This is a genomic window from Mesoplasma entomophilum (assembly GCF_002804125.1).
Taxonomy (GTDB): domain Bacteria; phylum Bacillota_I; class Bacilli_A; order Mycoplasmatales; family Mycoplasmataceae; genus Mesoplasma; species Mesoplasma entomophilum.
Map to the genome: position 1 here is coordinate 251,604 of NZ_CP024966.1, position 25,960 is coordinate 277,563.

General features: G+C 26.9%; 25 protein-coding genes and 1 tRNA gene. 22 read left to right on the top strand and 4 right to left on the bottom strand.

Annotated features, from left to right (window positions below; translation table 4 throughout):
- The first annotated feature begins 2 nt into the window (after positions 1 to 2).
- The 3 genes from rsgA to MENTO_RS01190 are packed head-to-tail and all read left to right on the top strand — an operon-like array spanning position 3 to position 2,186.
- Positions 3 to 899, top strand: a complete 897-nt coding sequence (gene rsgA / locus MENTO_RS01180) for a ribosome small subunit-dependent GTPase A (RefSeq protein ID WP_099651062.1) — start codon at positions 3 to 5, stop codon at positions 897 to 899.
- Positions 899 to 1,570 carry a ribulose-phosphate 3-epimerase gene (locus MENTO_RS01185; protein WP_099651063.1) on the top strand — a complete coding sequence of 224 codons (672 nt, stop codon included), beginning with the start codon at positions 899 to 901 and terminating at the stop codon, positions 1,568 to 1,570. Before rsgA ends, MENTO_RS01185 begins: the two co-directional genes overlap by 1 nt.
- Positions 1,563 to 2,186, top strand: coding sequence for a thiamine diphosphokinase (locus MENTO_RS01190; protein ID WP_099651064.1), 624 nt, complete (start codon positions 1,563 to 1,565; stop codon positions 2,184 to 2,186). The genes MENTO_RS01185 and MENTO_RS01190 overlap by 8 nt, the downstream gene beginning before the upstream one ends.
- A gap of 11 nt (positions 2,187 to 2,197) precedes the next feature.
- On the opposite strand, the gene MENTO_RS01195 is transcribed toward MENTO_RS01190, so the two are convergent.
- Both MENTO_RS01195 and MENTO_RS01200 read right to left on the bottom strand, forming a co-directional pair.
- Entirely contained in the window at positions 2,198 to 2,635 is a 438-nt protein-coding gene (locus tag MENTO_RS01195) for a hypothetical protein (protein WP_099651065.1), read from the bottom strand.
- Between the two features lie 107 nt (positions 2,636 to 2,742).
- Positions 2,743 to 2,827: transfer RNA gene (locus tag MENTO_RS01200), tRNA-Leu, on the bottom strand.
- A gap of 54 nt (positions 2,828 to 2,881) precedes the next feature.
- Between MENTO_RS01200 and MENTO_RS01205 the strand changes: the two genes are divergently transcribed.
- Complete coding sequence (locus MENTO_RS01205) at positions 2,882 to 3,625, top strand: hypothetical protein (protein WP_099651066.1); 744 nt, start codon at positions 2,882 to 2,884, stop codon at positions 3,623 to 3,625.
- A 36-nt stretch (positions 3,626 to 3,661) separates the two neighbouring features.
- Here the strand turns inward: MENTO_RS01205 and rpmB are convergent, their stop codons facing one another.
- The gene (gene rpmB / locus MENTO_RS01210; protein ID WP_011183124.1) at positions 3,662 to 3,862 is read right to left on the bottom strand and encodes a 50S ribosomal protein L28; all 201 of its coding nucleotides are present in this window, start codon (positions 3,860 to 3,862) and stop codon (positions 3,662 to 3,664) included.
- A 156-nt stretch (positions 3,863 to 4,018) separates the two neighbouring features.
- Here rpmB and MENTO_RS01215 point away from each other — a divergent pair, with 156 nt between their 5' ends.
- From MENTO_RS01215 to MENTO_RS01285, 14 genes are all read left to right on the top strand, one after another.
- Positions 4,019 to 4,330: an Asp23/Gls24 family envelope stress response protein gene (locus tag MENTO_RS01215; RefSeq protein WP_011183125.1), complete on the top strand. Its 312-nt coding sequence runs from the start codon at positions 4,019 to 4,021 to the stop codon at positions 4,328 to 4,330.
- Between the two features lie 27 nt (positions 4,331 to 4,357).
- Positions 4,358 to 6,004: a DAK2 domain-containing protein gene (locus MENTO_RS01220; protein ID WP_099651067.1), complete on the top strand. Its 1,647-nt coding sequence runs from the start codon at positions 4,358 to 4,360 to the stop codon at positions 6,002 to 6,004.
- 67 nt (positions 6,005 to 6,071) lie between these two features.
- Positions 6,072 to 7,067 (top strand): phosphate acyltransferase PlsX, encoded by a 996-nt coding sequence (plsX, locus tag MENTO_RS01225; protein ID WP_099651068.1) that lies wholly within the window; start codon positions 6,072 to 6,074, stop codon positions 7,065 to 7,067.
- A 1-nt stretch (position 7,068) separates the two neighbouring features.
- Positions 7,069 to 7,764 (top strand): ribonuclease III, encoded by a 696-nt coding sequence (gene rnc, locus MENTO_RS01230; RefSeq protein WP_099651069.1) that lies wholly within the window; start codon positions 7,069 to 7,071, stop codon positions 7,762 to 7,764.
- A 148-nt stretch (positions 7,765 to 7,912) separates the two neighbouring features.
- Positions 7,913 to 10,900 carry an AAA family ATPase gene (locus MENTO_RS01235; RefSeq protein ID WP_099651070.1) on the top strand — a complete coding sequence of 996 codons (2,988 nt, stop codon included), beginning with the start codon at positions 7,913 to 7,915 and terminating at the stop codon, positions 10,898 to 10,900.
- 148 nt (positions 10,901 to 11,048) lie between these two features.
- Entirely contained in the window at positions 11,049 to 12,158 is a 1,110-nt protein-coding gene (ptsS, locus tag MENTO_RS01240) for a phosphate ABC transporter substrate-binding protein (protein ID WP_099651071.1), read from the top strand.
- A gap of 39 nt (positions 12,159 to 12,197) precedes the next feature.
- Complete coding sequence (gene pstA / locus MENTO_RS01245; protein WP_099651072.1) at positions 12,198 to 14,342, top strand: phosphate ABC transporter permease PstA; 2,145 nt, start codon at positions 12,198 to 12,200, stop codon at positions 14,340 to 14,342.
- Positions 14,335 to 15,195 (top strand): phosphate ABC transporter ATP-binding protein PstB, encoded by an 861-nt coding sequence (gene pstB / locus MENTO_RS01250; protein ID WP_099651073.1) that lies wholly within the window; start codon positions 14,335 to 14,337, stop codon positions 15,193 to 15,195. Before pstA ends, pstB begins: the two co-directional genes overlap by 8 nt.
- Positions 15,196 to 15,198: 3 nt before the next feature.
- A complete protein-coding gene (gene phoU, locus MENTO_RS01255; protein ID WP_099651074.1) occupies positions 15,199 to 15,885 on the top strand; it encodes a phosphate signaling complex protein PhoU in 687 nt (228 codons plus the stop codon).
- Positions 15,886 to 15,966: 81 nt separating this feature from the next.
- Complete coding sequence (gene ftsY / locus MENTO_RS01260) at positions 15,967 to 17,067, top strand: signal recognition particle-docking protein FtsY (RefSeq protein ID WP_099651075.1); 1,101 nt, start codon at positions 15,967 to 15,969, stop codon at positions 17,065 to 17,067.
- Complete coding sequence (ylxM, locus tag MENTO_RS01265; protein WP_099651076.1) at positions 17,060 to 17,386, top strand: YlxM family DNA-binding protein; 327 nt, start codon at positions 17,060 to 17,062, stop codon at positions 17,384 to 17,386. Before ftsY ends, ylxM begins: the two co-directional genes overlap by 8 nt.
- Positions 17,386 to 18,150 (top strand): TIGR00282 family metallophosphoesterase, encoded by a 765-nt coding sequence (locus tag MENTO_RS01270; RefSeq protein ID WP_099651077.1) that lies wholly within the window; start codon positions 17,386 to 17,388, stop codon positions 18,148 to 18,150. Before ylxM ends, MENTO_RS01270 begins: the two co-directional genes overlap by 1 nt.
- Positions 18,151 to 18,236: 86 nt before the next feature.
- Positions 18,237 to 19,370, top strand: a complete 1,134-nt coding sequence (gene metK, locus MENTO_RS01275) for a methionine adenosyltransferase (RefSeq protein WP_099651078.1) — start codon at positions 18,237 to 18,239, stop codon at positions 19,368 to 19,370.
- Between the two features lie 589 nt (positions 19,371 to 19,959).
- A complete protein-coding gene (locus MENTO_RS01285; RefSeq protein WP_099651080.1) occupies positions 19,960 to 20,667 on the top strand; it encodes an ABC transporter ATP-binding protein in 708 nt (235 codons plus the stop codon).
- 36 nt (positions 20,668 to 20,703) lie between these two features.
- Here MENTO_RS01285 and MENTO_RS03875 read toward each other — a convergent pair whose 3' ends face one another.
- Positions 20,704 to 20,985 carry a hypothetical protein gene (locus MENTO_RS03875; RefSeq protein ID WP_208611556.1) on the bottom strand — a complete coding sequence of 94 codons (282 nt, stop codon included), beginning with the start codon at positions 20,983 to 20,985 and terminating at the stop codon, positions 20,704 to 20,706.
- Between MENTO_RS03875 and MENTO_RS01290 the strand changes: the two genes are divergently transcribed.
- The 4 genes from MENTO_RS01290 to MENTO_RS01305 all read left to right on the top strand — a co-directional run bounded on the left by MENTO_RS01290 (position 20,885) and on the right by MENTO_RS01305 (position 25,948).
- Positions 20,885 to 21,937 carry an FtsX-like permease family protein gene (locus MENTO_RS01290; protein WP_322787567.1) on the top strand — a complete coding sequence of 351 codons (1,053 nt, stop codon included), beginning with the start codon at positions 20,885 to 20,887 and terminating at the stop codon, positions 21,935 to 21,937. The two genes, MENTO_RS03875 and MENTO_RS01290, sit on opposite strands and share 101 nt — an antisense overlap.
- A 62-nt stretch (positions 21,938 to 21,999) precedes the next feature.
- Entirely contained in the window at positions 22,000 to 23,898 is a 1,899-nt protein-coding gene (locus MENTO_RS01295; protein ID WP_099651082.1) for a M13 family metallopeptidase, read from the top strand.
- A 78-nt stretch (positions 23,899 to 23,976) separates the two neighbouring features.
- The gene (gene trmFO / locus MENTO_RS01300; protein WP_099651083.1) at positions 23,977 to 25,305 is read left to right on the top strand and encodes a methylenetetrahydrofolate--tRNA-(uracil(54)-C(5))-methyltransferase (FADH(2)-oxidizing) TrmFO; all 1,329 of its coding nucleotides are present in this window, start codon (positions 23,977 to 23,979) and stop codon (positions 25,303 to 25,305) included.
- Complete coding sequence (locus MENTO_RS01305) at positions 25,298 to 25,948, top strand: uracil-DNA glycosylase (protein WP_099651084.1); 651 nt, start codon at positions 25,298 to 25,300, stop codon at positions 25,946 to 25,948. The genes trmFO and MENTO_RS01305 overlap by 8 nt, the downstream gene beginning before the upstream one ends.
- Positions 25,949 to 25,960 lie beyond the last annotated feature (12 nt).

The window sequence follows — 25,960 nt, forward strand, 5'->3', positions numbered from 1 at the left end:
TTGTGAATGGAAAAATTATTCAAATAGATAGCAATATAAGTTTTGTTCTTGCTAAAGATGGTAAAGTATATGAAGTATTTATCAAAGGCAATGTTAAAAAAGAAACTAAACCCTTAGTCGGAGACGATGTAGAATTTGAGTTTATCGAAGATTTAAAAGGTAATATAACAAAAATAATACCTAGAAAAAATGAAATATATAGACCAAGAATTGCCAATGTTGATCAGGTTATTATAGTTACATCTTTATTTGAACCATTATTTGCATCATATATTTTGAATAAATATATTTTTATGATTGAAGCCAAAAAAATAAAACCAATTCTTTTATTTACAAAAAATGAACTATTGAATAAAACAAAATTTTATGAAGAAGTAATGCAAAAAGTAAATTCTTACAAAGATATAGGATATGAAGTATTCATACTTGATAATATAGAAAATGAAAAATATAATGAAGAAATAAAGAATTTAAGATTAAAATTAGTTGATAAAGTTTCATTTTTTACAGGACAAACAGGTGCCGGTAAGTCTACAACACTTAACAATTATTTAGTTGATTATCAAATTAAAACTAATGAAATATCTTTGAAACTTAATAGAGGTAAGCACACAACTACGAATGTAAAAATATATAACTTACCTGATAATATTTTGATAGCTGATACTCCAGGTTTTTCAAGTTTTGAACTTGTTAATCTTGAAGTTGAAAATATTTTGAGAACTTCAAAAGTATTAAATAAGTTTAATAACAACTGTAAATTTATCGATTGTATTCATATTCATGAAAAGAAATGTGGTGTAAAAGATGCGGTTGAAGCAGATGATATACCATTATTTATATATGAAGATTATAAAAAGATTTATGAGGAAATATCAAACAGGAAGGTGAAATACTAATGAAAGAAATAATTATTGCACCAAGTTTTTTATCTGCAAACTTTGCTGATTTAAAAAAAGAAATAGCGCGATGCGAGTTAGCTAAAATTGAATGAATACACTATGATGTAATGGACTATGATTTTGTTCCAAATTTAACATTTGGTTCAAAAATATTAAAAGATATCGTAAATTCAAGTAAGTTTAAAATTGATATTCATTTTATGGTTAAAGTAAAAACAGTGAAATTTGAAGATTTTTTTGCTGAGTATATTAAATGCAATCCAAGTATGATGACTATGCATATCGAGTCAATGACAAAAGAAGAAACTCAAAAATTTTATGAGTTGTGTAAATCAAATAAGATTATGTTTAGCTTAGCTGTTTCACCAAAAACAGATATTCATGTTTTAGATGAGTGATTAGATAAATTAGATAATATTTTAATAATGAGTGTAGAACCTGGATTTGGTGGCCAATCATTTATACCTGAAGTTTTAAAGAAAGTGGAATTCTTAGCATCTTTAAAAAAAACAAATCAGTTCAACTACACAATTGAAATTGATGGTGGAATTAACGAGCAAACAAGTAAAAAAGCCATTAATGCTGGTGTTGAAATGATGGTTGCAGGAAGTTATTTATTTGAGAGTGAAAATTTTATAGAGAAAGTTGAAACATTAAAACATGATTAAAAATATTGTTATTGTAACTTCTAAAACTAAAATAGATTTAAGTGTTTTTAATAATGATCAAACTTATATAATAGGTATTGAACGTGGATGTTTAGATTTAATTGAAAAAAATATAAAAATTGATTTAGCAATTTCTGATTTTGATCAGGTATTAGATGAAGAATTAGAAATGATTAAGTCTTATTCAAAAAGAATTCAAATACTTTCAGGCGAGAAAGACTTGTTGGATGGTGAAGTGGCAATAAAAGAAGCTAAAAAAATCTCTTCAACAGCTAATATTTTATTTATAGCTAATCCAACAAAAAGATATGACATGAATTTTTCAATTTTAAATCTTATATTTAAATATGGAATTAAATTATTAAACGATGAAAGTGTGATTTTCAAAATACCATCAGGTAAAACAGAATTAGAATTTAGTAATTTTCAAATCTACACTTTTATAAGTTTCTTTTCAAAAGTTGATACTACAATAACTTTAAAAAATTTAAAATATGAATGTGATAAATTGGAATTAAAGGCTTGAGAAAATACTTGCATATCAAATGCCATGGTATTAAGTAAAAATCCAATAATTAATACTAATAATGAAATAATATGTATTGCAACAAAATAAAAAAAAGGAAATTAAATTTCCTTTTTTTCCTGCAGTTTAATCCTTTTTTCTGCTGCCTTAAGATTTAATTTAGCTTTTTTAAGTCTAATTTTAGCATTTCTAACCTTAGCCTTAAAAGTTATTTTTTCAAATTCATTTTTGTTACTTTTTAATTCTTTTTTTCTTTGATCTAGTTCAAGTTTAGCAACGTTGACTTCTGCCTTAGCTAACTTTAATTCACTTAAAGACCTTTCATGAATTTCTTGAGAATTAAAAAAACTAGTGTAGTCAATTGTCATTTCATCAGTTGAATGAGTATTTTCTCTATTGTCATATATTTTAGCAACTAATTTATGCTCCCTAGCTAATTTTTTTGCTTCAGCAATTGCATCATCTTTTTCTTTAAAAGAACCTAAATCATCATTAGTTACAACTACTTCTTTTTCAGTTTTAACAATTTTTCAAGGCATGACATTCACTCTTTTCTTTTTAATATTATATTAAAAAGTTTAGATAAAAACAAATAATACTTTAGCAAATAAAAAAGGGTATTTATAACCCTTAATATTTTTATAAATGGTGCCTCCTATCGGGGTCGAACCGATACGAGTTTCCTCGTCAGATTTTGAGTCTGATGCGTCTGCCAATTCCGCCAAGGAGGCATATAACAATTATAATACATTTTTTGGTAAAATATTTCTATTGAAAGAGGTATTATGAAAAAACAAACTATTAAAATATTAATACTAAATATATTAAATGCAATATTCACGATCTTGTTCAGCTTATTAATTATAGCTACTATACTGGTTATTTGCATATCGTTAAAACAAACATTTGTTGCGATATTAGCAATTTTGCCAATATTCTCTTTTATTTCAATTATTATTTTTTATGTAATATCATACAAAAAAAGAAAAATAGGGATAACAAATTTATTATTTTTTATGTGTTCACTAAATATATTTTCATTGCTGATAAGTTATAAAATAGTTTCTGAACTAGAATCTTTAGATATTTTACAGAGTCAGGATAATGAAAAAGCTTTTGAAGAAAAAAATATTTTAATGGCTGGTTGAGAAATAGAACTTGAAAAAGCAAAAATAGATAAAAAGCTGGCAAAGTTAAACTTAACTGATGAAAATAAAAAAGCTTCTAAAAAAAATATTGCAAAAAAATTAGAAGAAAATAAAAGAGAAGTCTACAAAAGTTATACTAAATTTGTTTATAAGAAAGTATTGAAAAAATATTCAGAGGAAAAAAATACATTTAAGATAATCACCTTAACATCAAATTCTCTAACTAATTATGAATATGTTGATCAATTTCTTAAACAAGAAAAACTAATTAAAGACTTAGAAAAATTTGGTTGAACAAAAGAAGAAATAGTTCAATTAATCACAATTAATGATATAGAACAAATAATTACAACGTTTAAGGAAAACAGAAAAGATTTTTAGAAAAAAACACATGCAATTAAGCATGTGTTTTATTAATTAAGCAACAACAACGTTTTGTTTTTTTAAAGTTCTTAAAGTTCTTGCTGAAACTTTGATAGTAAATACATTACCGTTTTCGTCCATAACTTTAACTTTTTGTAAGTTCAAATTTCATTTTCTTTTTGTTGCATTTAAAGCGTGTGATCTTGAATTACCAGATAACGCACTTTTACCAGTTAACATATCTTTTCTTGCCATCTCATTTCACCTCTGTCTATAGTTAAGATTAATAACACTAAAAAAATAATACTAAAAATAAAGAGATAATACAACATATATAAATAAAATTTTGCTTTTTTTCCCAACTTTTATATAATATTGTTAAAATAATATAAGTGAAAGTAAGGTGATTTTGTGAACACAATAGATAAATCAGTGATTAAAGTAATTAAAGATGCCATAGTAACTGTGCCTGGTGTAGTTTCATTTTCTAATTTTAATGCAGATTCATATGATGAGATCGCAACAAATGATATCAACAATGCTATTGAGTTTACAAATACCGACAATATAACTCGTTTTAGAATACATGTTATAATATTATCTGGTGTTAACATTAAAGATGTTATTAAAGAAATTCAAATTAGAGTAAAATATGAACTAGAAAAAATTTCAAAATTTACTATGAAATACATGGTAGATGTTGTAGTAGATGATTTAGCTTAAAAGCAAAGTAATAGGTGAAGGAATAAAATGGAAAAATTAATTTTGATAAAAGACTCAATGACGAGTGCTGTAAACAATTTATATAACAATTATCCACATATTGATAAGTTAAATGTATTCCCTGTTCCAGATGGAGATACAGGAACTAACATGAATTTAACTGCTACTAATGGATATAATGATGTAAAAGATATTGAATTTAAAACAATCGGTGAATTTTTAAATGCTTTTTCTAGAGGTTTAATTATGGGTGCTAGAGGTAACTCTGGTGTTATTTTTTCTCAAATTATTAAAGGTTTAGCAAAAGGAATGAACGATGCTACTGAATTGAATGCAGCAGAATGAAAAAAAGGGTTTGCAGAATCTAAATTGATAGCTTATAGAGCAGTTATGAAACCTGTTGAAGGCACAATTTTAACAGTTATTAGAGAAGTTGCTGAACAATCAGCATTATTGCCTGATGACATGGAAATAAAAGAATTTTGAAACAAAATAATATTAATCGCGAATGAAGCATTAGAAAATACTCCAAACTTATTACAAGCGCTTAAAGATGTTGGTGTTGTTGACTCAGGGGCTTATGGATTAGTTAAATTTTTAGAAGGTATGAACTCAGTAATTCAAACAAATAAAATAATAGCTAAGACAGATAAACTTGAAATCAATGAAGGCGGGAACATCGAAATGGAAATTGAAGCCGAATTTGGTTACTGTACTGAAGGTATTGTAATGTTAAATGAGGAATGAATTAACAAACTACAAACTAGTGCAATCAGAGATCAATTACAAATTTATGGAAATACTTCAATCGTAGTTGTTATTGACGAGGATATCTTAAAAGTTCATACTCATGCTTTAAGCCCGGGACAAGTCTTAATGTTCTTACAACAATATGGTGATTTTAGAACTATCAAAGTTGATAACATGAACTTACAAGCTGATAAGCAAGTTAAAGGTAGCGAAGGTTCTGGATGACAAGAAAACACATCAATTAAACTTGAAAGAAATCTTAATAATGATTATGCAACAATTGCTGTTGTATCATCACCAGAAATGAAAAAATACTTTGAAAAAGAACTTGGTATTGATATAGCTATTGATGGAGGTTCAAAAATGAATCCTTCAACTAATGATTTCTTAAAAGCTATTGAAGAAGTTGATGCTAAAGCTGTTTACTTAATGCCTAATAATGGAAACGTTTTATTAGCAGCAAAACAGGCTGAAAAAGAAGAAACAAAATCAAAAATTATTGTTATTCCAACAAAAACTATTCAACAAGGAATGACTGCAGCATTATCATTTGATCCATCTGCAACAACTGTAAAAAATACTAAAGCAATTACTTCAGCAATTAAAAATGTGATTTCTTTTCAAGTTTCACAAGCTGCTAAAGATTCAGTTGTTAATGGAATTAAAATTAAGAAAGACCAACAAATGGCTATTGTTGATGGAAAAATTGTTGGTACAGCAAATGATATTGGTATATTATTTGAAAAACAATTATCAAGATATATAACTAATAAAACAGAAATTATAACTATTTTTATTGGACAAGATGCTTCAGCAAAAAGTGTTAGTCAATTAAGAAAATTTTTAGATGAAAATTTTGATGTAGAATATGAGATCATTGAAGGTGGTCAAAAAGTTTACAGTTTTATAATTGCAGTAGAATAATTTATTAAAGCACCAAATTGGTGTTTTAATTTTATAAAATAAAGAAAAAAGAAGGAAGGTACTACAAATGTATAAAATAGCGTTTGACGTAATGGGATCAGATAATGGTAGTTTAGTTGCTATTGAAGCAGCAAGCAAATTTATTAAGACAAAAAAAGAATTATATCTTATTTTTGTTGGGGATAAAGAACAAATAGAAACATCATTGAAAAAATTTCCTATTGATGAATCAAGATATGAAATTCTTGCAACTACAGAGTTTATTGATATGAATGGTTCAATAATGGATATTAGAAGAAAAAAAGACTCATCAATGGTAAAAGCACTTGAAGCTTTAAAAGATAATAAAGTTGATGCTATGATTACTGGTGGTAACTCTGCAGCTTTCATTGCAGGATCACATTTTATCCTTGGTGAGTTAAATGGTATATCAAGACCTGGTTTCATGCCAACACTTCCAACTGCAGTAAATAATAAACTAACTTTATTATTAGATGTAGGAGCAAATCTTGAAGCAGACGTTGAAGATATCATAGGTTATGCTAAAATGGCTAATATATACTCTAAAAGCGTCTTAAAAATTGAAAATCCTTCTATTGCTCAATTAAATATTGGTGAAGAAAAGTCAAAAGGTACTTTATTACAAAAAGAAATCTATAAAGAGCTAGAAGCAGATGAAAATATAAACTTCTTTGGTAATCTTGAATCAAGAGATATTTTAGCTGGTAAAGTTGATATTATTGTTACTGATGGTTACACAGGAAATATGTGTTTAAAGGCATTTGAAGGAGCTTCAAAAATTTTAATGACTGAAATTAAATCTCAGTTATACAAAACAATTTTTACTAAGTTAAAGGCTTTAACACTTAAAAAATCATTTAATAATGTTTCAAAGAAATTTGATTATAAAAATCACTCTGGAGCTATTTTATTAGGTGTTAATGGTATTGCATTTAAAGCACATGGATCAAGTGATGTTAAATCATTTGAAGCAACATTAAGAATGACTTGTGATGCTATTGAAAATGATGTTTTAAATAAAATTAAAAAGGAATTAATATAATATGACAATGCACGAATTCTTTGAAAATTTTGGTATTAAAATTAATGACTCAAAAATTTTTAGCACAGCATTAACTCATAATTCTTATGCCAACGAAACAAAAACAAAAGAAACTTATCAAAGACTGGAGTTTCTAGGTGATGCTGTTTTACAAATGTATGTATCAAAATTTTTGTATTTAAACTTTTCAAATGCACCAGAAGGTAAATTAACAAAAACAAGATCTGATATTGTTAGACAAGAAACATTAAGTGAAATTGCTAAAATGATTGATCTTGGTAAGATTATTAGATTAGGTCAAGGAGAAATAAAATCAAAAGGTTATGAAAAACCTTCGATTTTATCTGATGTCTATGAAGCAGTAACTGCTGCTATTTATTTAGATCAAACTGAAGAAATATTAATTTCTTGAATTAAAGCAACAATATTCAAATACATTGAAAAAAATGATTACAAACAACTTAATCATGATTACAAATCTGAGTTGCAAGAGATCATTCAAGCTGAGATTAGAAGTGATTTAGAATATAAAGTTGAAAACCAGATCCACATTGAAAAAGATAATAAAATACAATATACTGTTAGCGTTAATTTAGATGGACAGAAGTATGGAGTTGGTATTGGTTTTTCTAAGCAAGAAGCATCACAAAATGCTGCAAAGGATTGTTTAAATAAATTAAAAAAACCAACAAAGTAATGATAAAAAGTGAGCTGAAAACTCACTTTTTATTTATTATAAATTATTCTTTTATACATAGTATAAGGATATTAAAATCAATTATTTTTTTAGGTTTTTTTGGTATAATTTTATTAGTTATTATATTTAAAGAAGGAGTTACAAATTTATGCTATTTTTAAAACAAATTAGAGCAGTTGGATTTAAATCGTTTGCTGAGCCTACAACATTAAACTTCACAAAAGAAATGATTGGTGTTGTTGGACCAAACGGATCAGGTAAATCAAACATTACAGACTCTATAAGATGAGCTTTAGGAGAGCAATCAACTAAATCATTACGTGGTTCAAACATGGATGATATTGTTTTTTCAGGAAGCGCTGATAAGCCTGCTGCTGACTTTGCAGAAGTAACATTAGTTTTTGATAATCAAAGAGATATTTTTTCTACTATCAAAACAAATGTTGTTGAAATCACGAGAAGATTTAATAAAAAAACTCGTGATAGTGATTTTTTTATTAATGGTGAAAAATGTAAATTAAGAGATATCCAAGATATAGCATTAGAAACAGGATTAACTAAATCAAGTATAGCAATTATTTCACAAGGAACAATTTCAACATTTGCTGAAGCTAAGCCTGATGCAAGAAGAGAAATTTTTGATGAAGCTGCGGGATTAGCAAAATACAAAAAAAGAAAATTAGAAGCTCTTAAACAATTAGCAAAAACAACTGAAAACTTAACAAGAATTACTGATATTAAATCTACTTTGGAAAAAAGATTACCAAGAGAAAAAGAAAAAGCTGAAAAAGCTGCCAAATATAAAGATAAAATTGAAGAATTACAAAAAATTGAATTGACAATTTTAGCAAGTGATGCTTTAAGGTTTGAAACTGAATTATCTTCATTAAGAGATAAAAGACGTCAATTAGATATAGAAGTTCAAAAATTAGCAAATGAAATTAACTTATCACAAGATGAATTAGATGTAATGTTATCTAAAAATGGTGATGCAGATAAAGAAATAACTCAATTAAATTTAAATTTCCAAAGAATTGTTGAAAGAATAGCAAGTTTAAAAGCTCAAAAACAGCAAGTTGAAGCTAGAGAAAATTCAGAAAACGTTAACCAAAACGTTGATGATATAAAAGCTAGAGCTATTAAAAAAGAATTTGATGAAAAATCAATTTCATTTAATAGTGAAAAAGATCTTGTAGCAAATCTTGAAAAAACAGAATTAGAATTAAAAAGAAGATATGACGAAGTTAATGACCAGTTTAGAACTTTTCATATGCAATCTCAAGAAATTGAATCTGAAAAAAACAAGTTGCAATACCGTTTAGAAGAATTGGAACATAAACAAAATACAAATAACTTAAATCCAATGTCAGGTGCAAAGGCAATTATTGATAATGCAAAAAGATTGTCAGGAGTTGTAGGAACTGTTGGTTCATTAATTGATGTTAAAGAAGAACACCAAATAGCTATTTCATTAATAACAGGTAACCATTTACAATCTGTAGTTTTTAAAACAAGCGATGATGCTAAAAAAGGAATTGAGTTCTTAAAAAATCAAAGATTAGGTAGAGTAAACGCATTACCTATTGACACTTTAAATCCTTCTTCAATAGCAGGGCCACAAAGAGACATAATAAAAAGGGCTCCTGGATTCGTTGGGTTTGCAAACGAATTAGTTGAAATTGAAAAAGACTGTCAAATTGTGTTGGATTATATTTATGGTACAACAATTGTTACAAGAAACTTTGATGATGCAACTAGACTTGGAAAAAGCATAAACTTCCGTTATGGAATAGTTTCATTAGATGGTCAAAGAGTTTTACCAAGAGGAGCAATGAGTGGTGGTTCTGTTAATAAAGCATCAAACATTTTTGCTGCTAAAAAAATTGATGAATCATTTGACCCAGAATCAATTAAAACAAAAATTGCTACTTTAGATAAAATTTTTAATGAGAAACAAAAAATATTTAATGATTTAAAAGAAGTAAGAGAAAAATTAGTTGATGATATTAACCAGACAGCATCAAACATTAGAATTGGTAAAAACTCAATTAATATTCTTAATTCTTCTTTAATTGAATTATCTGATAACTACAAAATTATTACAGGTAAAGATTTATTAAATAACCAGGTTGCTTCATCATTTGATGAATCAGAATCAATTAGATTAGCTAGAGAAATTGCTAAACTTGAAACTGAAAGAAATGAAATTTCAATCAAAGTTAATAGTTTATCAGAGTCTAAAACTAAAACAACTGATCGTCAACATGAATTAAATAAAGAAAACAAAGAAAAACGTGAAATTTTAAATAATTGAAAAGACGAACTAGCTAATGTTAAATCTGATTTAACAATTTTAGAATCAACAAATATTCAAATTCTAAAAAGATTATCAGAGGGATACAACTTGTCATTAGATGCTATTAGAGAAATGCATTTTGATGAAATAGAAAATCCTGAGGAAACAAGAGTTAGAATTCAAGAATTAACTATTGAATTAAAATCAATTGGAGAAGTTTCAATGGATGCAATTCAAGAGTATGAAGAAACAAAAAAAGAATATGAATACTATGTTTCAAATTTAAATGAAGTTCAAGAATCAGCAGATAAACTAAATGAAATAATTTTAAACATTGATATAGAAATGAAAACTCAATTTAAACGTATTGTTGATGATGTCAATGCAGCATTACCAGAGGCATTCCAAAAATTATTTAATGGTGGAACTGCTCGTTTAATTTACACAAACCCAGACGATATTTTAGAAACTGGAATTGATATTGAGGTTAATCCTCCAGGCAAAAAAATTACTAACTTAAACTTATTAAGTGGGGGAGAAAAATCATTGGTAGCATTATCAGTGCTATTTTCAATTTTAAAAGTAAGACCATTACCACTAGTTATCTTAGATGAAGCTGAAGCTCCATTAGATCCAGCAAACGTAACAAGATTTGCACGTTATGTAAGAGACTTTGTTGATAACACTCAATTCATTATTGTAACTCATCGTGAAGGTACAATGGAAAACTGCGATATCTTATATGGTGTAACTATGGAGACAAAAGGAATTACAAAAATAGTTCAATTAGCTTTAGATATTGATAAAATTAAAAAGCTAATCAATAAAAATAAGGAATAAGTTCAAAATTGCACTAATATGCAATTTTTTTGTTAAATTATTAACCCTTTAATCTATGATTAAACAAATAATCTAAAAGTATATTTTTTACTAATTGCATACTTAAATTGGTATAATAATATTAATTATTTCTAAATAGGAGAAAAACATGAACAAGAAATTCTTTTTAGTAATGGTGATAGTTGTAGGGGCTATTGTTGGTCTATGATCATGAACTTTAGCAGCACCGAATAACTCAATAAGCATTGGTGGTAGTGCCAGTGTTCAGCCTTTATTGAAGAAACTTACTGATAAATATAAAACTGAAGATGGTAAAAAATTTGTTTATTCAGCAACTGGTTCAGGTGCTGGAGTTACAAATGTCAAAGAAGGTGTTTATGATATTGGATTTATTTCAAAAGATATTAAAAAAGATGATTGAGAAAAAGAACCCATTAACGAAAACGAAGCGTTATTTAGTAATCTTTCAAAACAAGCAATTAATGATAAAAAATGATATTCAAACAATTTAGCAATGACTCCAGGTGTGGAAGGCACATATCGTTCAATAGAGTTTGCAAGAGATTCAATTGTATTTGTTTACAATGATAAAGGAACGGGTTTTGATGAGTTTTTAAGAAAATCAAACTTAGAATTTAAGTTTGAAGTTGATGAAAATGGAAAATTTGTTAAAGAGGGAAAAAGTTATAAAATTCTTAATGCAATTTATAAACCAGATTCACAAAATGATTTAATAAGCTGAAATGATTTAGCAAAATTAATTGCAAATGAATTTTCACTACCAGAAACTAAGGAAGCAAATTTATCACTCGCAGAAGAAGTTTCAAATAAAGTTAAAGTAACACCTTATTCATCAACAAGTGGGTCAGGGACAAGAACTTCGTTTTCAAATTTAACAGGAATAGAACCTGGTAATGCTGTTAAAGAATACGGAGCTAATGGAACTATTTACAGCCAAATTGAGAAATCTCCAGGATCAATCGGGTTTGTTTCAATGTTATATGGTTCAGCAAATTCATCTACTGTTAAATCAGTAAAAATTGGCAAAGGTGAAAAAACTTGAGATCCTTCAAATGATTCGTCTCAAGAGTTAGTGGATTACCCTTTAACAAGACCTTTTATAGCAATTTATAAATATGACAAAAACAACAAGGATTTAAATAGTATGCTAGACTTCTTGTTTTGAATGGCTTCAAGCCCAGAAGTTGAAAAAATATATGCATCTGTTGGCTTAATACAGTCTGTTCAAGCTAAATAGTCAAAAAAGAAATAATTAATAAATGGAAAGGAGATACCCATGTTTGCAAATAAAAAGAATGAAGAAAATGCTTTTAAAGCTAAAATATTTAAGCCAAAACAAAATTTTAATGCTAAATTTTTCAAATCAATTATTTATTCACTAACTTTTACTGTTATTGCTATTTTATTAGTTTTAGTTATTTTTGTTGTTTTAAAATCAACTCATGTTTTTAAAGAACAAGGTTTCTGAAGCTTCATAACAGGTACAAATTGAAAACCTGGTAAAGATGGGGGACAATATGGTATAGGATTAATTATTTTAATGACCTTAGTACTTTTAACTATATCAATGATGTTTTCCATTCCATTAACAATATTTACAACTTTGTTTATTTCTGAATACCTATCAATAAGTATGCAGAAAAAAGTACTAACAGTTATTAAACTACTAGCCAGTGTACCATCAGTTGTTTTTGGGCTTTTTGCAAGAGATCAAATTGGAGCATTATTTCAATTAATGGGTGCTCCAAATAATGATAACTTGATGGTTGCTTCAGTGACAATGACTTTTATGGCAGCCCCAACAATGATAAGTTTGAGTTATAATGCCGTTCAATCTGTTCCCGAAGGCTATCGATTAGGTAGCTTAGGTTTAGGTATTTCTAAAGAAAAAACAACATTTAAAATTATTAGAAAATCAGCTTCAGCTAAAATTATTTCAGCAATTATATTAGGTATGGCTAGAGTAATTGGAGAAACAATGGCTATCATGATGATTGCAGGTAATTCAACTGGTGGTTTTATAACAAACAGTGGAATAAGTGGTTTCTTATTTTCATCTATTAGAACATTAGCTGCAACAATTGGTCTTGAAATGACAGAAAACAGTGGTTCAACTCATCAATCAGCATTATATGCAATTGGTTTAATTCTTTTCTTATTGGTTTTTATTATTAATATAGTTATTTTATTTATGTCTAATGTTGATAATATTAAATACTCAAGAAGAATTAAAAGGGAAGAAAAAATTAATAAGGACTCTTCAAGAAAAATTAAAGCGCCTAAATATGTTTACGATAAGCGAATGTTAGGAATGATGGTTCATAATAGAACAGAAAATAAATTCTTTAAAAAAACTTATTCGTCAATAATGTTAATGTTGATGTGAATTTCAACTGCAATTATTATTTCATTTACGTTTTGAATTTTGGGTGATGTCATTATTAGAGGATTAATAGGACTATCAGATCCTGTTGCATTTATTCACATGGACACTGAAAATAGAACAGGTGGAGGAATTTTTGCAGCATTACTTACAACAATCTTATTAGTTGTTTGTACTTTAGTATTTGCTATTCCTTTTGCTTTAGCAGCCGCAATTTATTTAAACGAATATGCAAGAAAAAGTTCAGCGTTAACTAAAACATTTAGATTTTCAATTAACTTATTAGCGTCAACTCCATCAATTGTTTTTGGTATATTTGGTTTATCAATATTTATTGTTCTTTTAGGTTTACCGTTTAGTATATTAGCTGCTGGTCTAACAATGACAATAGTTGTTCTTCCAATGTTAATTTCTAATTTCGAGGATGCGCTGCAACAGGTACCTCATCAATACCGTGAAGCTGGTTCAGCTTTAGGTTTAACAAAAATTCAAATATTATTTAAAATTATTTTGCCTAATGCAATGGAAGGTATAATTACTGGGATTATCCTAGCGATGGCTAAAATAATAGGAGAATCTGCTCCAATTTATCTAACTCTTGGAACAGATATTCAAATGCCAGCGCAGGGATTCTTATCTCAAGGAACAACATTAACTACCGGAATCTATATGATGGTGGCTGAAGGAATACCTGGTCATGGTCAAGGAACAATTTACTTAATGGCATTAATTACAATTATATTAATTATTGGATTGAATTTTACTTCTGGAAGACTTTCATCATTGCTTGTTCAAAAAACAAAAGATTTAAAAGCAAAATCAAAAATTAAACGTAAAGAATTTAAAGTTAAAACTAAAGCAAGAATTAAGAAACTAAAGCCTTCGCTTAAATTTAAATGAATGAAATTGCAAAGCAAATTAAGAAAAGGTGAAGTTGAATTGAAATTCTTTAAAGAGATTTCAGCAAAGAATAAAGCTTGAATCAAACGAAAAAAACAATATAGAAAATTAAAAAAAGGAGTTATAGATAATGAGTAATACACTTAAAAAAGATGAAACTTTCAAAGGCTTAAATTTAAATAAAAATTTAAAAGAAGATAAGCCAGCAAAATTACCAGCTCTTTCAAAAAGAGCTGATGTTATTAAAGTAACAAACTTTAACTTTTTCTATAAAGGTAAAAAACAAGCTTTATTTGATATCAACATGGATATTAAAGAAAATTCTATTACAACTTTTATCGGCCCTTCAGGGTGTGGTAAATCTACACTTTTAAGATCAATTAACAGAATGAATGATTTAATAAGTGGCTCAACTGTTGAAGGATCAATTGAAGTATTTAATGAAGAAATTTATAAGCAAGGAACAGATGTTTCAAAATTAAGAACTGAAGTTGGTATGGTTTTTCAAAAAGCTAATCCATTTCCTTTATCAATTTATGAAAATGTAATTTATGGACCAAAAACACAAGGGGTTAAAAGCAAAAAAATATTAGACCAAATTTGTGAAGACTCACTAAGAAAAGCAGCACTTTGAGAAGAAGTAAAAGATAAATTAGAAACTCCAGCGCTTGGTCTTTCTGGTGGACAACAACAAAGACTATGTATTGCTAGAGCTATTGCAATGCATCCAAAAATTTTATTAATGGATGAACCAACATCTGCGTTAGACCCAATTGCAACTTTAAAAGTTGAAGAATTAGTCTTAGAACTTAAAAAAGAATATACTATAGTTATGGTTACTCATTCACTACAACAAGCAACAAGAATTAGTGATATGACAGCTTATTTCTTAAAAGGTGAGTTAATAGAATACAATACGACTAAAAAAATATTTATTAGTCCAAAAGACTCAAGAACAGAAGATTATATTTCAGGAAGGTATGGTGATTAGAATATGTCAATTAACAAAATTTTAGATAATGATATTCGACAACTAAGAAGCATGCTTGAAGACATGATTAAAGAAACTAAAGTTCAATTTGCTGAAACATTTGAAGTTATTACAAAAAATAACGTTGAAGGTGCAGCAATGATCGTAGAGCATGACAAAATTATTAATGATAAGTTGAATGAATTTACATCAACAGCACTTTGAAAAATTGCAAAACAACAATTAGTTGCTCGTGACCTAAGACTTGCTGTTGGAGGTATACTATTAGCTAGAGAAATTGAAATCATTGCGGATTACTCTAAAAAATTATGTATCTTTTTTTCAAAATTTAAACCAACAAAAAAATATACAACATCAATTCTAAATCTTTTTCAGTTAGTTATAGATATGTTAGATAGTTTTTCAGAACTATTTTCAAACTTTGATACAAATCTAGTTGTTAAAGTTATGGAACTTGAATCACAAATTAATAAAGAATTTGAAGACTTATATTCATATTTAGTAAAAGCTCTTAAAAAAGCTGAAACAAATGAAGAAGTGATAGAAATTTCAGAAGCTATGAAACAAGCTAAAAATCTGGAAAGAGCTGGAGATCACTTATTAACTGTTCAAGAAATTGTTTCATTCATTAGAACAGGAAGATTTGAAGAAACTTCAGAAATATATGACAATTTAAAAACATTGATGTAGTAAATTAAATTCTGTTTAATCAGAATTTTTTTAATTTTATGATAATTTGATAAAATAATAATTAGTAGATAGAGGTATATCATGGGTTTTTGAAATAAGTTAAAAGATAAAATATCTGGCAATCAAACAGAAAAACAAAATAATGAGGAAAAGACAGTTAAAACTGAACCTATTATTGAGCAAAAACAACTAACTGAAAAAGAAATTGCTAAAAAACAAAAGCAAAAAGCAAAAAAAGAAAAGGCCGAAAAGGCAATTGCAAAATCAGCTTTAGATTTTTCAAAGGATATTAAAAAACTTTCTAAAAAATATAAAAAGATGGATGATGATTTCTTTGACGAACTTGAAGAAGTTTTAATTAAAACTGATATGGGTATGAAAATGGTTTTAAAAATTTCCAATAATATTAGAAGAAAAGTAAAAAACACGTCTGAAGCAAATGAATTTAGAGAAATTCTTGCTGAAGAAATTTATGATATTTATACAGACGGTTCTAAAAAAGTGGAAGAATTAAATTTCGAAGACAAAAGATTAAATGTTTTTATGGTTATTGGTGTAAATGGAACTGGAAAAACTACTTCATTATCAAAAATTGCAAATTTTTACGCTGAACAAAACAAAAAAGTTTTAATAGCGGCTGCTGACACATTTAGAGCAGGAGCTATTGAACAATTAGAAGAATGAGTTGATAAAAGACTTGATAATAAAGTTGACCTAGTAAAGGGAAAAAAACAAAATCAAGATCCTGCAAGTGTAGTATTTGATGCTTTAGAAAAGGCAAAAGCAGAGGGATATGATTTATTATTGATTGACACTGCTGGTAGATTACAAAATAAAGTTAACTTAATGAAAGAGTTAGAAAAAATGTATCAAATAGTTCATAAATTTGATAAAAAAGCACCACATGAGCTTTTATTGGTGATTGATGCAACAACAGGTCAAAATGGAGTTATGCAAGCTCAAGAGTTTAACGAAGTTGCTGACATTTCTGGTATTGTTTTAACAAAAATGGATGGAACAAGTAAAGGTGGTATTGCACTATCAATTAAAGATCAATTAAATATACCTGTTAAATTGGTGGGTGTTGGAGAACAAGTTGATGATATTGAAAAATTCGATGTAGACCAATATGTATATAATTTAGTAGTTGGTTTCATGGAAGAAAGAGAAGAAGATGAGTAAAATAACATTAGAAAAAACTTTGGAGTTATCATCACTATTTTATTTATATAAAAATATGCTAACTGAAAAACAAGTTGAATATTTTGAATTATATTTTGAAGAAGATTTGAGTTTTCAAGAAATAGCTGATCAACTAGCAATATCTAAAGCAGCAGCACATGATGCAATTAATAAAATTATTAAATCATTAAATGATTTAGAAGGTAAGCTACAAATGAATGAACGAAAAATAAAAATTCAAGGTATTATTGAAAAACACAATAGTTCTGAGAATAAAGAGGTTTTGGAACTTATAAAAGAAATAGAAGAGGTTATCTAATGAAAGTACTTATGGTAGGAGATATCTTTGCTAAGCCAGGCAGAGAAGTCTTTAAAAAAAATATTAAAAGCCTAATTAAAGATAATCAAATTGATATTGTTGTTGTTAATGGAGAAAATACAACACATGGTAAATCGATTTCAAAAGAACATTACCATTTTTACAAGGAAAATTACGTTGATGTAATAACAAGTGGTAATCATATATTTAAAAATGCAGAAGTTCTAGAGTATATAAACCAGACTCCTGATTTGTTAAAACCATTAAACATGTATAAAACACCAGGTAACGGATATGTGATTATTGAAAAAAATAATAAAAAAATATGTGTATTGAATTTAATGGGTAATAACTTTATGGATCCTTCAAACAGTGTTTATGAAACTATGGATGATTTTTTATCATTAAAATTATCATATGATATATTATTAGTTGACTTTCATGCTGAAACAACAGCTGAAAAAATAGCTTTTGCATTAAACTATGACGGAGTTATAACTGCTTTTGTAGGAACTCACACTCATGTGCAAACTGCAGATGAAAGAATATTACCAAAGGGTACAGCATTTATAACTGATTTAGGCATGAGCGGAGTAATTGATTCTGTTATTGGTATTGAAGCAGCTGATGCTATTTATAAACAAAAAACAGGATTGATAAGACGCTTTCAACCAGCAAAAGGTGAAGCAAAATTGAATGGAGTAATTATTCAAATTGATGAAAAGTCAAATAAAGCTATAAGCATTAATAGAATAAGTATTTAAAAGCAAATTATTTGCTTTTTTATTTCAGATTTTTAATCGGATTTAGTATAATTTATATTGATATCGCAGAAGGGAAAAATGGAAAAATGAGAAAATTATTTACTAGCGAAAGTGTTTCAGAAGGACATCCAGACAAAATATGTGATCAGATATCTGATGCGATATTGGATGAAATATTGAAACAAGACCCAAACGCTAAGGTAGCCTGCGAAACATTTGCTACCACAAACTATTTATTAATTGGCGGACAGATTACAACAATTGCAACTGTTGATTATGAAAAAATTGCACGTGATGTATTAAGAAAAATTGGATATAACAATGATGCTTATGGAATCAATGCCGACACTTGTCAAATTGATATCAAAGTTGAACAACAATCAGCCGATATTGCCTTAGGAATCGATTTAGATACTGAAGTAATTGGAGCTGGTGACCAAGGAATTATGTTTGGATATGCTACAAATGAATCTAAAACTTTCTTACCATTAGCTATTACTATTTCACATGAGTTAGTTTATTTAGCTTCTAAGCTAAGAAAAGAAGGAAAATTTAAATGAGCAAGACCTGACATGAAGTCTCAAGTAACAATTGATTACACTGATGAGTCAAATCCTAAAATTGATACAATCTTGATGTCAATTCAACACGATGATGAGATGATTGAAGAAGAATTTAAAAATTTTATAAAATCAGAAATCATGGATGTTGTTGCTAAAGAGTTTAAATTAAATACTGATTTTAAAGTACTGATTAACCCAACAGGTAGATTTGTTATTGGTGGACCTCAAGGGGATACTGGATTAACAGGAAGAAAAATTATTGTTGATACATATGGAGGCTACTCACGTCATGGAGGAGGAGCTTTTTCAGGAAAAGATGCAACAAAAGTTGATAGAAGTGCTGCTTATATGGCGAGATATGCTGCTAAAAACTTAGTTGCTGCTGGTTTGGCTGATAAAATTGAAATTCAAGTTTCATATGCTATTGGTAAACCAGAACCAGTTTCAATTTTTATCGAAACATTTGGAACAGAAAAAGTAAGCAAAGAAATTATTGCAAAAGTACTAAATGATAATTTCAATTTTTCAGTTAATGAAATTATTAAAAAATTAGATTTAAGAAAACCGACATTTTTGAAAACTGCAACTTATGGACACTTTGGAAAACATGAATTAACATGAGAACAATTAGATAAAGTTAAAGCAATTAAAAAATAAAAACAAATCACTTTTTAAAAGTGATTTTTTTGTTATAAAATATTAATTAATAAAAGGAGAAAAAAATGAATAAATTAATAAGCAATAATTTTTTTAGAATATTAGTCTTGTATTTTACAGTTTCATTTTTTCTACCAAAATTAGGATTTTTAGTGCCTTTAATTGTAGTGTTTTCACTTTTTTATTCAGTTTTTAAAATTTTTAAAGAAATTAGAGTTAAGCCTAAATTTATAGGAATATTCTTTATTCTTTTCTTTCTTTGGACATTGTTTATTCTGGTTTTTACAATTGCAATTTTATTAGTTATATTTAAAAATAATAGTACATTATTAAACTTTAAATTATCAGTTACAATATTTTGTTCACTAATAATGGTATTTAATTTTAATCCATTTATGAAAATAACAATCTTAAGTGATAAAAATAACTTTAGATTATATGTTTTTTTTACAAAAATTATTAAAAATATTAATTACTCATGTTTCTGAGGAAAATTGATTGTCCTTAAAAAATTAATTTGGTATAGACAAGATATTTCTTCTATTTAGAATCCTTCTATTTTAACAAAAAATAAAATAGGAGGATTCTCATGAAAGAATTAATCAAAATAAACAATATAAAAAAAACAAATATTTTACAGGAAATAAATTTAAGTGTTTTTGAAAATGAATGTATTTCAATTATGGGCAATAGCGGAGTGGGTAAATCAACACTTTTAAACATCTTGTCAGGTATTGAAAAACCATCAGAAGGAAGCATTATAATTGATGGAACTAATATATCAGAATTGAAGGAACCTAAATTAACAAAATTTAGATCAAAAGAAATATCATACATTTATCAAGATTATAAATTAATTGAATATTTAACTGTTGAACAAAATATAAAATTTGTAGAGAAAAATAATAAAAACATAATTAACGAACAAAAATATTTTAATTTACTAAAAGAACTTGGATTAATTGAAAAAGAAAAGATTATTGTATCTAAGTTATCAGGTGGACAAAAACAACGTGTAGCAATTGCACGAGCATTACTTGGAAATTCAAAGATAATATTGGCAGATGAACCAACAGGAGCTCTTGATTTAATCAACACTAAAAAGGTATTAGAAGAATTAGTAGTTAATAGTAAAAAATTGGGAAAAACTTTAATTATAGTTACCCATTCACCACAAGTTGGACTTGAAACAGAAAAGATTATTTTAATGAATAATGGAAAAATAACAGAAGAAATTAAAACTAAAGAAATAACAATGGCTAAATTAGAAAAAAAACTACTTATTGAAAATGCATAATAGTAAAATATTTAAGCAATTAAAGTTTTATAAAAGTTATAACATACCAATATTCATAACATTATTTTTATCTTCAGTGTTTACTAATTCATCTTTATTTTTATTTATTTCTTCGCTTAAACAGTTTGATAAGAATTCTAACATGTCTTTAATTTTTATTATCCTTTTTGGACTATTACTATTAATTTCAATATCAATGACTACATTAATAATAAGTATAAATTTTAATGTCAGAGAAAAAGATCTAATAAATAGAAGATTAATAGGATTGTCTTTTAAAAATTTATTTAAAAATTTATTGCATGAACAGCTAATCATAATGGTTCCGAGTTTTATTTTAGGATTTTGTTTTTCAATAGTCTTAAATAAACTGCTTATTGCAAATTTAATTCAAAAGTCTATACTTCAACAAGACTTTTTAATAAACTATTCATTTTTAAATATAATTTTAGTACTTTTAATAAGTTTTGTAACTTTGTTTGCAATTATTTATGCATCAACAAAAAAATACCAATGAATTGAAGAAAGCAACAAAGATAATAAAAAGAAAACCATTAAAAGTCAAATTATTAAAATTGTATTAGGATTTATGTTTATCATTTCGTATTTTCTACTAATTGTATTTAATAATACAGAGGTTTTATATTTATTTGGAGGAATATTCTTTATTATAGGCCTACATCTATTGTTAGAAATTATGATAAAAATAATTACCAAAATACTTTTTCGTGTTTCTACAAGTTCATTTGTATTCTCTAGTTCAATAAAAAATATGCAATATAATGCATCTCTAATAACTAAAATTATTTTAATGCTTGTTAACTCAATGATTTTTTTAAATTTTTCAATTAACGTAATAGGCAAAATGGGTGTTCAAAGTTATGAAATAAATCCTAACACTCAATATATAAATGGTTTGATATTTTTAGGAGCATATTTAAACATTGTATTTGTGAGTTTTACATTTGTTATTATAGTCAACGGTTTTTTAATGTATTTAAGAAGTTTAGAAAAAGAAAATTTTATATTAAGACAACTAGGCTTTACTAGAAAAAAAGTTTTTGTCAGAAATGTTTTACAATTTATTATAATTTGATTTCTTTATGTAATATTAGCATTTACAGCAACAGTTTTAATATCATTAATTTGAAATGATAAAGCAGCTTTATCCAATTTTATATACTGAATTATTGAAATTTTTGCGGTTCTAATACTTATGTTGCTACTATGCTTAAGTAATTGATTTTTTAAAATTATTAAAAATAAATAATTTTGACGTCTTAATTGACGTTTTTTTATTATAAAATAATAACTAATAAAAGGAGAGTTTATATGACAAAAATTAGACCACAAGATAATTTCTATGATTCAGTAAATAAAGAATGAATAGATAATAATGAGTTACCAGATGGATATGCATCATGAGGTAGTTTTGAAATGCTACAAAAGAAATCAACAGACGATATCAAAGCAATAATCAATGAACTTGTTAGCGCAAAGAGCTTAGATAGAGAAAGTCAAATGATTGCTAACTTGAGATCAAACTATTTGAATAATCAAGCAAGAAATCAGCAAGGAATTAGTCCAATTATTCCAATTTTAAATAAAATAAAAGAATTAGCTGATAAAACTCAATTAACAGCTTTATTTATTGAATTATTTAAAGGTTGAGGAATTTCTTTATTCCATTCAAAAGGAGTTGACTCAGATTTTAAAGATAGTAATCTAAGGGCATTAATGATTGATTCTATGGGATTAGGAATGTCTGATAGAGATTTTTATGAAGCAACTCACCCAAGACATGAAGAAATTAAAAAAGCTTATAAAAATTACATTGAAAATTTAGTTAAACTTTCAAAAGTAGATTTGAAGACTTCAGATATTTTTACTTTGATTTATAACTTTGAAGAAAAAATCTCAAAATCAATGTTTAAGCAAGAAGAATTACGTGAACCAGAAAACATTTATAATGTTGTAACCATTCAAGATTTAAATACTATATGTCCAATTATTGACTGAACATCATACCTAAGCCAAACAGGATATGATAAAGCAGCAAAAATTATACTAACTGAGCCTAAATATTTTGAAAAGCTAAGCGAAATGATTGAAGAAATTAGTTTAGATGATTTAAAGGATATCATGTTATATAAAATAACTAGTTCTTATTCAAGAATGCTAACAATTGATTTATATGAAAATGCATTTAAATATGGATCAGTATTTAGTGGTGTTAAGAAAATGAAACCTATCGAAGATAGAGTTGTTGAATTTATTGATAGCACACTTGGAGAATTAATTTCAAAAGAATATGTAAAACGTCATTTTTCAGAAGATGCAAAAAAAGATGTTTTAAAAATGGTTAATGATTTATTAAAAGTTTATGAAAATAGAATTAATGCATTAGATTGAATGTCAGAAGAAACAAAAATTAAAGCTATTGAAAAATTAAAGTCTTTTACTATTAAAATTGGTTACCCAGATAAATGAGAGGATTTAAGTGATGTTGAAATTCTTAGTTATGAAGAAGGCGGAAGTTTATTTGAAAACATGCAAAGCTTAGCAAAACACTACATTAACAAAGAATTAAAAGAAATCAATTTACCAGTTGATAAAACAAAATGATATATGGATGCTCAAACAGTTAATGCTTATTATAATCCAACGTCAAATGAAATTTGTTTCCCTGCAGGAATTTTGCAAAAACCATTTTATGATGTAAATCAATCACATGCTGCTAATCTTGGTGGAATTGGTGCAGTTATTGGTCACGAAGTAAGTCATGGTTTTGATGATGAAGGAAGTAAATTTGATAAAGATGGAAATTTTGAAAATTGATGAACTCAAACAGATAACGAGCAATATAAGTTAAGAACTCAAAGAGTTGTTGATCAATATAATGAATATCAAATTAATGGTTCTAATGTTAATGGTAAATTAACACTTGGTGAAAATATTGGTGACTTAAGTGGAGTTGCTGCTGCTTTAGATATATGCAAGGCACAAAGCCCGGAAAACTTAAAAGATTTCTTTACAAACTATGCTTTAGTATGAAGAAGAAAAGCAACAGATGAGCAAAAAAACACAAGATTACTAGTTGATCCTCATTCGCCTGAAGAATTCAGATGTAATGGTGTATTGGTAAATATAAATGAATTCCACGAAGTTTATGAAACTAAACCTGGTGATGGTATGTATAAACCAAAAGAAGAAAGAACTAAAGTTTGATAATAAACTAATTAAACCATCTTAAAGATGGTTTTTTTCTTGTTTTAACTTATAATTTTATATAGAAGTAAGAGGTATATCATGCAAAAAGAAGTGAATATTATAGGAGCAGGATTGGCAGGTTGTGAAGCTGCTTATCTATTAGCCAATAATGGAATAAAAGTTAATTTATATGAAGTTAAATCTTTAATAAAAAATGATATTCAAAAAACTAATGACCTAGGGGAATTAGTTTGCTCAAATACTTTAAGAAGCAAATCCAAAAAAAACGCAGCAGGAATTTTAAAAAATGAAATGAAATTATTAAATTCATTAGTTATACAGGCAGCATTAGCAAATGAAATTCCTGGTGATGATGCTTTAAGTGTTGACCGATTTGGATTTAGTAAATATATTACTGAAAAAATTAAGAATCACGAAAATATAACTTTAATTGAACAAGAAGTTTTTGAAATTGATTATACAAAAGTAACTATTGTAGCTTCAGGGCCTTTAACAACAGAAAAATTAGGTAAGAATATCGAATTAATGACAGGAAATGAAAAATTATTCTTTTTAGATGCATCTGCTCCTATCATCACAAAAGATAGTATTGATTTTGATAAGGTATATTGAGCAAGCAGACATAATGAAGGCAAAGATGGTCAATATATTTGTATACCGCTGAATGAAGAACAATTTAACACATTTGTAAATGAGTTAAAAAATGCTGATACAGTTAAATTAAAATCCTTTGAAAAAGAAATATATTTTAAAGGATGTCAACCAATTGAGCAAATAGCTAAAACTAGTAAAAAAGTTTTATTAAATGGTCCATTATCACCAAATAATTTAGTTGATCAAAACGGTGAAACTCCATTTGCAGTTATACAACTACGACAAGATGATGCAATTGATTCACTTTATAATTTTGTTGGTTTTCAAACAAACATTAAATGGCCAGAACAAAAAAGAATTTTACAAACATTACCTGGTCTTGAAAATTTAAATATTATTAGATATGGAGTTATGCATAAAAACTATTACATCAACTCACCCAAATTGCTTAATAGAGCACTGCAAGTAAAAAGAAATAAGAATGTATTTTTTGCAGGGCAAATAACTGGTGTCGAAGGATACATTGAATCTGCAAGTAGTGGAATCTTAACTGCAATCAATGTATTAGCTTATCTAAATAATAAGAAAATAGAGCAACCATCAAGAAAATCAATGTTAGGGGCTTTAAATTTTTATATAACAAATCCTAAGCACGAAAAATTAAAACCAATGAAATGTAACTTAGGGATTTTAGATCAACAAAACAAAACTGCTAAATCAGAATTTTATTCATTCGATGAATCAGAAAAAGAAATAAAAGCATTTATTAAAATAATAAGCAGTTTTGCAAAAATAGGTGATACCAATGAATAGAGAATGAAATAATTTTCTAGCGAATAATAATCTTTTAAAAAAAATTGAAGAATTAATAAATAAAGCATACAAAACTAAAGAAACTATTTATCCATCAAAAGAAGATTGCTTAAGGTTATTTAATTTAATATCTCCAAAAGAAGTTAAAGTTGTTATTATTGGTCAAGATCCATATCATAACCCTAAACAAGCAAATGGAATTGCTTTTAGTGCTAGTAATGAAATTAAAACGCCTAAAAGTTTAATTAATATTTTTAAAGAGTTAGACAGTGATTTAAATATTAAACATTATGATAATAATGATTTAAGTGGTTGAGTTGAACAAGGTGTTTTATTAATAAATACTTGTTGAACAGTTATTGAAAATAATCCTGGAAGTCATGCTAAACTAGGTTGACAAGAAATAGTTAGCGTTATTTTAAGTAATTTAAATAAAAATAATCCAAATTTAGTTTATTGTTTATGAGGTAACTATGCGAAAAGAGTTTATGAAAACTTAGAGTTCAAAACGTCTAATGTAATTAGCTCAGCTCATCCATCACCATTTAGTTACCTAAAAGGTTTTAAAGAATCAAAGCCTTTTTCAAAAATAAATGCAATTTTGCTTAATAATGATTTAGAACCAATAGATTGGTCTAAATAAGGTAAAATAATA